The 10,550-nt window shown below is 44.8% G+C and carries 10 protein-coding genes and 1 tRNA gene; 4 read left to right on the top strand and 7 right to left on the bottom strand.

Translation table 11 applies throughout. From position 1 onward, the window contains the following. The first annotated feature begins 93 nt into the window (after positions 1-93). Together MNV_RS09645 and MNV_RS09640 are read left to right on the top strand one after the other, a co-directional pair. Positions 94-333: a hypothetical protein gene (locus MNV_RS09645; protein WP_096205596.1), complete on the top strand. Its 240-nt coding sequence runs from the start codon at positions 94-96 to the stop codon at positions 331-333. Continuing rightward, positions 330-989 (top strand): hypothetical protein, encoded by a 660-nt coding sequence (locus tag MNV_RS09640; RefSeq protein ID WP_143311721.1) that lies wholly within the window; start codon positions 330-332, stop codon positions 987-989. Before MNV_RS09645 ends, MNV_RS09640 begins: the two co-directional genes overlap by 4 nt. 131 nt (positions 990-1,120) lie before the next feature. Here the strand turns inward: MNV_RS09640 and MNV_RS09635 are convergent, their stop codons facing one another. The 4 genes from MNV_RS09635 to MNV_RS09620 form a co-directional block, all read right to left on the bottom strand. Next, positions 1,121-2,443: an ATP-binding cassette domain-containing protein gene (locus MNV_RS09635; protein ID WP_096205592.1), complete on the bottom strand. Its 1,323-nt coding sequence runs from the start codon at positions 2,441-2,443 to the stop codon at positions 1,121-1,123. Between the two features lie 7 nt (positions 2,444-2,450). Continuing rightward, complete coding sequence (gene cbiQ, locus MNV_RS09630; protein WP_179293918.1) at positions 2,451-3,284, bottom strand: cobalt ECF transporter T component CbiQ; 834 nt, start codon at positions 3,282-3,284, stop codon at positions 2,451-2,453. Then, positions 3,284-4,201: an energy-coupling factor ABC transporter permease gene (locus tag MNV_RS09625; protein ID WP_218837975.1), complete on the bottom strand. Its 918-nt coding sequence runs from the start codon at positions 4,199-4,201 to the stop codon at positions 3,284-3,286. The genes cbiQ and MNV_RS09625 overlap by 1 nt, the downstream gene beginning before the upstream one ends. Before the next feature lie 170 nt (positions 4,202-4,371). Beyond that, complete coding sequence (locus tag MNV_RS09620) at positions 4,372-5,916, bottom strand: hypothetical protein (protein ID WP_143311720.1); 1,545 nt, start codon at positions 5,914-5,916, stop codon at positions 4,372-4,374. Between the two features lie 326 nt (positions 5,917-6,242). Here MNV_RS09620 and MNV_RS19615 point away from each other — a divergent pair. Both MNV_RS19615 and MNV_RS09615 read left to right on the top strand, forming a co-directional pair. After that, a tRNA-Cys gene (locus MNV_RS19615) sits at positions 6,243-6,314 on the top strand. A 116-nt stretch (positions 6,315-6,430) separates the two neighbouring features. Continuing rightward, on the top strand, positions 6,431-6,838 hold the full coding sequence (locus tag MNV_RS09615) for a hypothetical protein (protein ID WP_096205586.1): 408 nt from the start codon (positions 6,431-6,433) through the stop codon (positions 6,836-6,838). Positions 6,839-6,874: 36 nt separating this feature from the next. On the opposite strand, the gene MNV_RS09610 is transcribed toward MNV_RS09615, so the two are convergent. From MNV_RS09610 to MNV_RS09600, 3 genes are all read right to left on the bottom strand, one after another. Next, a complete protein-coding gene (locus MNV_RS09610) occupies positions 6,875-7,915 on the bottom strand; it encodes a radical SAM protein (RefSeq protein WP_096205584.1) in 1,041 nt (346 codons plus the stop codon). A gap of 14 nt (positions 7,916-7,929) precedes the next feature. Further along, positions 7,930-9,417 (bottom strand): tetraether lipid synthase Tes, encoded by a 1,488-nt coding sequence (tes, locus tag MNV_RS09605; RefSeq protein WP_096205598.1) that lies wholly within the window; start codon positions 9,415-9,417, stop codon positions 7,930-7,932. Between the two features lie 152 nt (positions 9,418-9,569). Next, positions 9,570-10,385, bottom strand: coding sequence for a hypothetical protein (locus tag MNV_RS09600; RefSeq protein WP_143311719.1), 816 nt, complete (start codon positions 10,383-10,385; stop codon positions 9,570-9,572). Positions 10,386-10,550: the final 165 nt, after the last annotated feature.

The raw sequence follows: 10,550 nt of genomic DNA, 5'->3' as shown, positions 1-10,550 counted from the left end.
ATAAAGCCAAAGGTTTCGGGACTACACATGATCAGATTAAAACCGAAACAATTATATAGTTAGATGTAATGAAGTATTTGAGGTGGTAAAACAATGTTATCAAGTGTGGTTAGTTCATCGGCAGGGATTATCTCTGCAACATCAACTATAAGTGCTCCACAGCTAGGTACTCTTGGCGTGGTAACGCTTATCGTATTGCTTTCCTTAAAGGAAATTCTTTCAGCTTCGGTGTTATGGAGCAAAAAGCTTGCCTGCTCTCTTGACACCAGCATCGTGCCGCTGTTGATTGCTTTTTTTGCAATAGTAGTTTTCAAGGTGGCGGAGATAATATGAATAACAATCGTAGGTTTTTAAGATCAATTACGGCATCACTGGCTATATTTTCGATTTTATTGATGATGACGCTGCCAGCTTTTGCTGATAAAGAGGAACTAAATATAATCGTAACGCCATCCGCTGCCATTGCTGGTTCTACTTCTGACACATACAGAGCTTTCTTTATTACAACACACGTCCCCCCAGGCGGGTTTTTTTTCCTGGACGCTACAATCCCTGCAGGCTATGAATTTATCTTTCCTCCTGCCGGCAATGAAATCGTTACCTACAGTATGTCAGACCATAAAGCAGACAAAGAAATTATAGTTACAATAATCTCAGACAACCCAACTACAAAAACTGTTGATGTAAAATTTTCGGTCGATGGCGGTAAGACTTTTAATATAGTCCAAGATCAGCCTATAAATAATATTGTCATTGGTGCTTCAACTCTCAAACTAACAGAACCGACATCCACTACCCCTGGTTTTCTTAACGTTTCTCTCGGAGGAATCGCAGGTCCTATAACAAAGAATAGCGTAGTTAAACTAAAAATGGCTAAAGGTACGCTCAAGAACCCTGATATACCGGGAAAATATATATTTTCTCTTGTGGCAAGGAATAGCCCAACAAGCACGCCTTTCACTGGTGAGGACGTTGTAAGAATTAAGTGATCTGGCTAACATTAAAAGCATGTCCGAATATTCTTTCGGACTTAGAGCCTATCTTAGATAGGCTCTTGCTACTTTTTTTTAAGTTCACCACATGCTGCTGAACAACACGTATGTTTATCCATTTATATAGATCATTCAAAGCTCTTCAGAACGGTCCGGATGATTTTCTTTTCTCTTACTCTCTCAATCACCCTCCCAGCCATTCCCCCGGAAGCGAAAATAACCACATTAAAACCCCGAAGCGCAGCCAGCATGCCTGATTGGGCAACGTCGAACTCAAAATCACATTTAATTCCCATTTTGTTCACCAGTACCTTTGCAGATGTGCCCATTGCACCGATTTTACCGGCATTCTCCTTTTCCAGGATTTCCCGTATTTTTCCGATATTCACCGCCCTTGAGCCGCCTTCAACGATGCCAGGTACCCGGACAATCGTGATGCTGCCTGCAAGCTGATGTAAATCGCCGGTAACATCCTTAACTGCAATATCCTCACCTTTTTTGCCGCCAAGTACCGCCTTACCCCTGACGCCTGTCGGTACGCTGCCTGCAACCAGCATGCCGTCTTTCATACAGAGGTAAACCTCATCGCCTGCAGAGATATCAAAGCCTGCTACAGCACATCTTATACTGATCAGTTTTGCATCAATGGAGTCCATAAGCTCAAGAACCGAAAGCGGGACTTCACCTTTTGAAATGCCGCGCGCATGAAATTCACGAAATGTCTGGACTATGGCAGGATGTTTTAAACCGGCTTCGGAGATCAGCTTTTCATCCGCAAAAATAAGCCTGGGCACTCCTTTTCTGAAAATTTTTCCCTTATTGAGTATATACACCCTGTCAGCCCAGGATGCAGCAAGTTCAGTATCATGGGTTGAGATAATAATTGTTTTCCCTTCACCGTTCAGTTCATCAAGTATCTCCATCGTATCTGTGACCCCGCTGGCATCAAGACCTGAGGTGGGTTCATCGAGCACAAGGACATCAGGTTCCATAATAACAACTCCCGCAATAGCTACCCTCCTTTTCTGACCTTCACTTAAGTTTGCAGGGTTTTTCTTTGCAAGTTCTTCAATATCGAACCTGTGCAGTATTTCCGAAACCCTATCCTTGATATCCTGTGGATCGAATCCAAGGTTTTTTGGACCAAAAGCAATATCTTCGAACACAGTCGGTGCAAATAACTGACTGTCAGCGTCCTGGAACACAATGCCTACCCGTCTCCTGACCGTATCGATGTTCTCTTTCCCGATGTTCTCCCCGAAAACCCTGATATCCCCGGCTGTCGGTCTGATAAGCCCGTTAAAATGATAGAATAAGGTCGTCTTGCCGCTGCCGTTAGGTCCGAGCACGGCAACCCTTTCGCCCTTGTCCACCTCAAAATCCACGCCCGACAGCGCAACTGTACCGTCTGCATATTTATGCTCAAGACCGATCGTTTCTATGGCATTCATCGCAGCCTCACAAAATCCTGTCAAAAATTACAAGTCCGACAATTCCCGAAAATAATATTATTCCCAATACTGCGTCGTTCCTGTTCAATGGCAAAACATGCGAATACCGTAACTGCGGATGCCAGGCGCGCGAGAGCATGGCTTTATAGACCCCTTCACTTCTTGCGAACGCCCGGATAATGAGCGCCCCGCATAGAGAGGCTGTATTGTACATCCTGCCCGTAAAGCCCAGGTCTCTTGAGAAGCCACATCTTGATTCCTGTGCCAGTTTGAGCCGTTTCCCTTCATGAGAGTACATCTTTATATACCGTGCCATGAAAGACGAAATCTCAATCATGGTTGCCGGAACCCTGAACCAGCGCATGTTTTCAAGTAATTCGTTCTCCGGTGTTGTTACCACCAGCAGTATAAGGATAGAGGCGGAAGCAAAAACCCTTGTAAAAATTAGAAAACCGTACTTGACCCCCTCAGTATAAACCGAAATAATTCCAAGATCAATCTTGCTCATCCCATAGGTAAAACCCTGCAGCGCAAAGATAAATATAGCCAGAATAAGCGGGAAGGTGAGCTTTTTACTGTAATCACGCAATATCCGGAGTTTTAAAGCAACGGCGGCGCACAGTATTGTTATAACGACCGGAAAATACCAGTGGTACATCAGTGTTACGGAAATGATAAGTAAGAACGATACAAGGAGCTTGATTCTTGTATCAATTACGCGCACCCTGTATCCGGCATCCATTCTTTTTTCTCCAAGATATCTGCCCAGTATTAACGAGATAAAAAAAGTGATAGTTATCACAAGCCCGTTCAGGGGGTCGCGGGTAAGCCATTCTATCATCAGGGCTTCCTCCATGCGTTCCAGTAATACCCGGTGACAAGCCCGCCTGTTATTCCGACAAAAGCAAATCCCAGCGGCTCACCGAAGCGCGCCATCAACCTTGTACCGATACCATCCGGGTTCGCACCGGGAGCGGCGCGTGACTCAACGGTACCATCGATACCTGACATATCCCCACCTTTTAAATAACCGGCATATGCTCCCAGTGCGATGACCGAGGCGAACACTATCATTAACGACAGGGCGGTCTTTGTGAAACTATCCATCCCATATCCTGGCGCACCGGTCAATTCCTGTTTTGTCCTGGATATGTATTTTATCGCATAGGCTGTAAAGGCGAACTCTGCGAAAGCAAGGGGAAGCTGGGTGGGAATAAAACCAAGGGAATACAGTTTCCAGTAATACATTACATTGCCCGGATTAAGAGATAGTGCAAGTTGCAGGGCTGTCATCAGATATGTCAGTATACTCCCGGCAAACCCTGCCATCCCTGTTGAGAACCAGGGAGGGGTAAAATTCTTCAGCAGCCTGTAAACAAAGTAACCACCAAAAGCTCCCATGATTCCCATCGAGAACGTGTTCACCCCGATGGTCGTTAAGCCGCCGTGTGCCACGAATGCCTGGAAAAAAAGTGCGATCGAACTTACTACGGCAGTTGCAAAAGGACCTATGAGAATTGCTGCAAGAGGCGTCCCTACAGGATGCGAAGAGGAGCCGGTCACAGGCACGGGAATGTGCCATACCGAAATCACAAAGACAACGGCGCCTATGAGTGAGATCCTTGGAAGGTATGATGGGTCTGATGCGATGCATTTGTTTATCATACGCAGACCGAGCGCGATGAAAACTGCGGATATCGCATACCAGAATAGAATCCACTGCGGCTCCAGAACCCCATCAGAGATATGTATGTTCAATCCTCCTAAATCAAGCAAGCTTGATTTCACTAAAGTTTACTTGATATAAATAGATGATGGTTTGGTTAGAATGGAATCAGTGATTTTGGTAGTCTAAAAAAAGCGGGGAATGAATACGTTTTAGAAAAATATGCATTGAACCCATGAGTGAGTTCAATGCCTTTGCGCGCTTAAGCCGTGCTTGTAGAACCGAAAGCAGGTCTCATCCACATACCTGACATGCTGGTAAACATATCCGTATATGCCCTGGCTGCGTTCTTTACAGGTTCCATCATAGGTTTTACCGGGCTCATTAAAGGTACGTACGTAAAGAAATCGTCAAACGCCCTTTCGTACATATTTACCCAGGCATTATAAGGTTCTTTATACGCCTCAGGTCGTGCGGCATGCTTTGACATATCCGCGGTTTTCTGCGATATCTTCTCCAGGGCTGATACCCAGGAGTTGTAGATATTCAGATTAACCTCCATAACCTTCACAAAACTATCTGCTATCTCTTTTGAGGCTGACCTGACAGATTGGATATCGAACAGCCTGCCATAGGTATTCCTGTACGTATCTATCCACAGGTTATAAAATTCCTTATAAGCTTCCGGTCTGGCTTCTCCCTTTGATAGCTCTGCCATTTTATCTGAAAACGACAGCATGGAATCGACCCACGGACGGAATAGAATCTGGTAGGAATCATTCCAGAGTTTTGCTATCTGTGCAAAGTTCCTGAAATAGATATTCGGCATGCCTCCATAGGTCTCAAAGATCACTGCTGTACTTCCCTTAGTTGGCATTTCAATAAAGTCCTGGTATATTTTTCCGTAAGTTCTTGTCCACATATTGTAGAGTTCTCTATATTTCCCGGGATCAGGTGTGCTCTGGAGCAATTCCTGCGTCTTCCGGGAATTCTCATCTAACATGGAGATCCATGATCGGAAAAGATTTTTTGATTCCTCTGCGCTTTCTTTCAGCTTTTCAAGTGTCTCTTTATCAAGCTGCCGTGTCATGCCCGGATAAAGTTTACCAAATGTGTTCTGGTAGGTCTTCATCCATTCATCATAGAATGCCTTATAATTCTCAGGTGTGGCATTCCTTGAGAGCTCAGCCGCCTTATTGAACAGTTCTACTGTGGAATCGATCCACGGTTTTTGCAGGTTCGTAAAGGAGTCCTCTAACATTCTTGAAACTGCAGCATAGCTGCCGGATACTGCCTGGGAGATATCTTTCTTTTCTTTACCTTCTTCTCTCATCTCTTTTGTCGGTCTCTCTTGCTCTCTCATGGAGATTATCTCTTCAACATTCTTTCCTTCTTTCAACAACTCCTGTATCGGTTTATTATAGGGACTTTCCCTCTGTCTTTCCTGTTCATACCTTTCCTGCTCTTCCCTATAACGCCTCTCCTGGTCTTCCGGACTTGGTCGTTCAATCGTTCTTCTCGCTTCCCACCACGAAGATGCAGGTGTAGGAACATCTCTGCGAGCCCCTGTCCTGGAAACTTCTTTTCTTTCTTCGCTTTCTACTCCCATTTGTTTCTCCTCTTCCCTGAAACTCTTTTCCTGGTCTTCCGGATTTGGTCGTTCTATAGTTTTTCTCTCTTCCCACCACGAAGACGGGGTTGTTGAGACAGTTTCACGCCTGGCAGTTTGTTCTCCCTTAATCTTTTCTTGCGATTCCGTTTCTTCCCTGGTTTGTTCAGGTTCTGAAGTAGTTCTTCTTCGAGCCATACCATTCACACTCCCCTTTGTTATATTATTCACTCCAATATTGCGTACTGACGATAGATAAAGATTTCGATTAGCGTCGGCAGATACTTATGGAGGTTATCGACACCTGCCCAAGACAAAAGAAAGCTTTATAACGAGAATCACCGTAATTTAGAGCGGTGATGAACCAATGAGGAATCGTCTTTGCAAACCACGGGCAACATTCTAAGCCGGCAAAGATAGAGCATTTACCTCCTTCTGCGAAGCTTGTTTTCAAGGTGCTGGAATCCAGCGGGCTTTTGACACAGAAAGATAATCTCTTATTTACTTCCTTTTTTGGTCATGATGCCAGGGTGGCGGAACGGCTACGCAATCGCCTGCAGAGCGATTTCATTCCGGTTCGAGTCCGGACCCTGGCTTTGGGACCGCTAATTTGAAAATGTCTTCTTCTATCATCACCAGCCAATGTATAGTCACATGAAATTATATATTCCAAAAACTTAAATACTTTTAACTATATTTTGATCACAGAGACATGGGTATTAAACTTGAATCCAATGACTTTGTCAGGGTACTGACTGTAGTTGCAGTTATGGCTTTCATAATGGTCTCGGTTGCGTATGGGATTACTTATATTTTTGAAGACGGTTCTATCAAATTCCCGATTCAGCCATATTATATCCTTTTTATATTCTCTATAGGGTTCGTTATATCCTCGGTGTTCTTTGAAAAAGTAAGAGATGCCGTATATCCATATTCTCTTTTAGGCGGCGCAATAGCATCGGCAATTTTAACCTTCATAATCACAGCAGCGATTGGTGGAATGTACTATATCTCGGACAATGGCTTCAAACTACTGAGTTCGGATACATGGGTTTACGCTCTCTCAATATGCATTATTCTGAGCATGGTTTTGTTCAATCTGGCAAAACACAAGCTCTAATCCGCGCATGCGCCCTTCCGAAGTGCAACTCAGGCTTTAAACGAGCACGTCCTCAAGCCCCGCCTCTTTCACGATTTCAAGTGCCCTCTGTATCTGCGCATGTGTAAGAGCCCGGTTTATTTCAGGATATTCATACGCCCTGTAATTGGGATTGTACTGGAACATCAGGTTAAACCTGATTCCGGGGATATTCCCCTTTGTCCATTGAACTATAGGCTTTGTACAGCACTCAAGATGCCCCGGAAGCACAAGCTGCCTCATGAGTATTTCCCCGCTCTCATAAGCGCCCCTGAAATTCCTGGTCACGACCTGCCAGTAATCGGGAACATTTGAATATTTCTTAGCACAATCGTTATTCCCGTATCTGAAATCGCCAAGATATACATCAACTACGCCCTCAAGCAACTCTGCTATCTCTTCTGAGTAGTACATATTGGAGTTCCACACAACAGGCACATTGACTTTCAGCGCGCTCAAAATCTTCAGGATAATATGGGTATGAGGCGTCGGCGTAACAAAATTGACGTTCCTTGAGCCGTACGCGCGGCGCAGCGCAATAATCCTTGCGACCTCCTGCGGCAATATTGATTTACCGCTCCGGGGAGACGTTGAGATTTCCCAGTTCTGGCAGTAAACGCATGAGAAGTTGCATCCTGTGAAGAATATCGTATGCGAGGGCACAAGTTCGGGCTCCTCACCGTAATGCATGAACTCGGCGGAATAATGCGAAACCGCCTCGCACCGGCAGAAGCCCGTTTCTTTCTTCCTGCGGTTGGCCCCGCACAACCGCTCGCAGAACTGGCATGATTCCAGTATCCTGTCAGCGATGGCGGATTTCAGGTCAAGGAGCGATGATTCCGCACGGGGTGGCAGTTCTTTTATAGAGCTTATTTTTTCCATACTCTCGCGGAAAGAGTTCATCGCTTTATCATGCAGGCTCCAGAGTTCATCCGGCGAAGAGTCATTGCTAAAATCAACATTAATTGATTGAGAGATTAAAAATTGCGAAGGAAGCTTATCCTTCATTACATCAAGGTATCTTGAAAGGTAGACCGGTTCCCGGGTTGTTCTTCTCATTGCTCTTCGGTTTTCTATGCTTTCACCCTTAACAGGGGCGTTGAGAACTTCTTTTCGACTTCCACCCTGTGTACCGTATTATATGTGCAGAACGGTATAATCCTGCCGTCAGGGGTCGCATAATGAACGCCGCACCGTTTTATCCTCTCAAGGTCCATGTTATACAGGTCCATGAAATGCATGGCGCCTAAAAAGAGCGTATGGCGGTGGAATTCTTTTGTCGCATCCCCTGTCCCTTCCTTCAGGACATTAATGAAGAGCTGCTTCACGTCCACCGATTTTGGCGCTTTTGCCGTATCAACATACTTGGGCAGTGCAGAGATAAGGCTGCCAATCATTTTTATTCTGCCGAGGGATTTGCCGATCCATTTTTCGTCGGTCGATGCCAGCTTATCTACATGCTCAAGAAGCCCTTCAACGTCAATAAAGCGGGTTATGGGTATCATTTTACCGTTTTCGACATAGATATATGTGCCTGTGCCGCAGTGAGGATGAACAGTGAATTCAATGCTTGGAACGCCCTCTTCCGCATTCACAAAATGCGATATTGGTACGACAAAAGGCACGGGATAGAAGTCCTCTGCCGTAATAGCTCCGCCTGTCTGCTCTTCTATCCGGTCGAATAAATAGGGAATGGTAACTCTTTTTTCCATCCTCTCTTCTTTATTAATCCTTCCGGCAAAGGAAATAGGCTGGAAATTGATACCTTTAACAGTATCCATGTTGTTAACAGCGAATCTGATTATATCTCCCACCTGGTCGTCGTTGACGCCTTTTGCAAGCGTGGGAACCAGGGAAATGCTTGTCAGTTCGGCCTTTCTGCAATTTTCTATGGCTTTAAGTTTTACCGGGAGGGCATTAAAGCCCCTGTTTATAAGGTATGGCTTCTCCGTTACCCCGTCGAATTGCAGATAAACAGTATGCAACCCGGCTGCATTCAGGTCTTCGCAGAATTTCAGGCTCTTTGCAAGCTTGATACCGTTGGTTGCCATCTGAACCTGTGTGAACTTGAACTGTGAAGCCATTTTGACGATTTCTACAATGTCCTCACGCATCGTGGGTTCACCGCCGGCGAACTGGATGGCAGGACAGGGCACAGGTTTTTCATTTCGCAGCGTTTGCATCATGGCTCTTATCTGCTCCAGTGATGGTTCGTAGAGATAGCCGGAGGATGATGCGTTCGCAAAACATACAGGGCACTCCTGGTTACACCTGTTCGTCAGATCGATGTTCGCAAGTATGGTGGTCGTTTTATGGGATGAACACAATCCGCACGAATGAGGACAATTCCCGTTGGTCGAGACATTGGGATTGGCAACCCCTTCTCCATCATGCCAGTAGCGGTCAAAGCGTTTGAACTGCTTTGCGCTGGACCAGTAAATATCCTTGAAAGCCCCGTGCTTGCTGCACGTTTTTTCGATCATGACTTTGCCATCTTCCTCGAATATTGAGGCATCAATCACCGAGAGGCAATCTGGGCACAACGATTTCGTTGACTTCATAGCCATAATCCTTCTTAACTTTTAGCGAACAATGCATTTCTTATATATGAGACTTTTCCTTGAGCTTATTCTTTATTCTATCTTCCACCTATAGTTCAGGTCTCCCCATGTTAAGAAAGCTTTTTTAGTATAAAACTATTTGGTTCAAAAATTTAACTGCCACTGGTACCAGTCGTGTCAGTTATTGGACTGACGCCTGTTAAATTCACCTTCATTCCACGGCTTGTAGCGTTCACGGTCATTTCATACCCGATGCTCCGTCTCCACGATATAGTGACTCTCGTATGCGAATGGCAGCCCAGACATGCGGTATTGGAGTCTTTTAGATTTATAGCTGATTGATTGTCCGGATATTTTGACTTGTAATAAAATGATCTATGAGTTTCTTCCTCATTTGTGATTTCGGAATCTATATGTTCTATGAATACATTGAGATTTGCTCCCCGGTGGCACTGTGAACAATTCTTCCTACCCTCACTATCATGAACTACTCCATATTTATATGCTAATGCATGCATCGGGAACTGATCAGATCCAGCTACTTTGGGGTCAAACATTTTAGCCGTCCCTACATGACATGAGTTGCATGTAAATCCGCCTGCTCCCAGGCCGGCGAGCTCTGAATGGCATGAGAGGCAGGCGATTGTAGTCGCTGCATGTCCATCTACACTCTCCTTAGTATTTGTTTGATAGTAAACACTTATGTCAAAATCCACAGTATGGCATTCAGTGCACTGGAACACATCATTGCTGCCTTTCGGTCCGGGTACGTTCCAGTGAACCTGATTAGTTGCACTATGCATCTCTTCATAAATGTCTTCATGGCATTTCCTGCATCCACTATCGCTTGCTACCTCCGATGCATTCTTAAAAGTATGCTGTCCTGTGAATCGTGAAACTGTGGTCGGCAATGCAAAAATACCTATAGAGATAACTGCAACCAATAGCAGCAGCATTCTACTATTCACCGTCTCCACCTATCCTATCAACCTATAATATCAACTAATTCCGTCCCCAACACTCATTTTTCGAAGGAAATTAGTAACATTACCACTGCATGTATAAATGCTGATTATATTAATATTTAACTCATTTCGTTTAAAGCTGTATAGTCCCGAATGTTTTGGCCTTAT

The organism is Candidatus Methanoperedens nitratireducens (assembly GCF_900196725.1).
GTDB lineage: Archaea > Halobacteriota > Methanosarcinia > Methanosarcinales > Methanoperedenaceae > Methanoperedens > Methanoperedens nitroreducens_A.
This window is presented reverse-complemented; position numbering and strand designations above follow the sequence as displayed.

Coding starts and splice junctions, on each gene's coding strand:
- MNV_RS09645 (WP_096205596.1), top strand. CDS start 94: ATGTTATCAAGTGTGGTTAGTTCATCGGCAGGGATTATCTCTGCAACA.
- MNV_RS09640 (WP_143311721.1), top strand. CDS start 330: ATGAATAACAATCGTAGGTTTTTAAGATCAATTACGGCATCACTGGCT.
- MNV_RS09635 (WP_096205592.1), bottom strand. CDS start 2,443: ATGAATGCCATAGAAACGATCGGTCTTGAGCATAAATATGCAGACGGT.
- cbiQ (WP_179293918.1), bottom strand. CDS start 3,284: ATGATAGAATGGCTTACCCGCGACCCCCTGAACGGGCTTGTGATAACT.
- MNV_RS09620 (WP_143311720.1), bottom strand. CDS start 5,916: ATGGCTCGAAGAAGAACTACTTCAGAACCTGAACAAACCAGGGAAGAA.
- MNV_RS09615 (WP_096205586.1), top strand. CDS start 6,431: ATGGGTATTAAACTTGAATCCAATGACTTTGTCAGGGTACTGACTGTA.
- MNV_RS09610 (WP_096205584.1), bottom strand. CDS start 7,915: ATGAGAAGAACAACCCGGGAACCGGTCTACCTTTCAAGATACCTTGAT.
- tes (WP_096205598.1), bottom strand. CDS start 9,417: ATGAAGTCAACGAAATCGTTGTGCCCAGATTGCCTCTCGGTGATTGAT.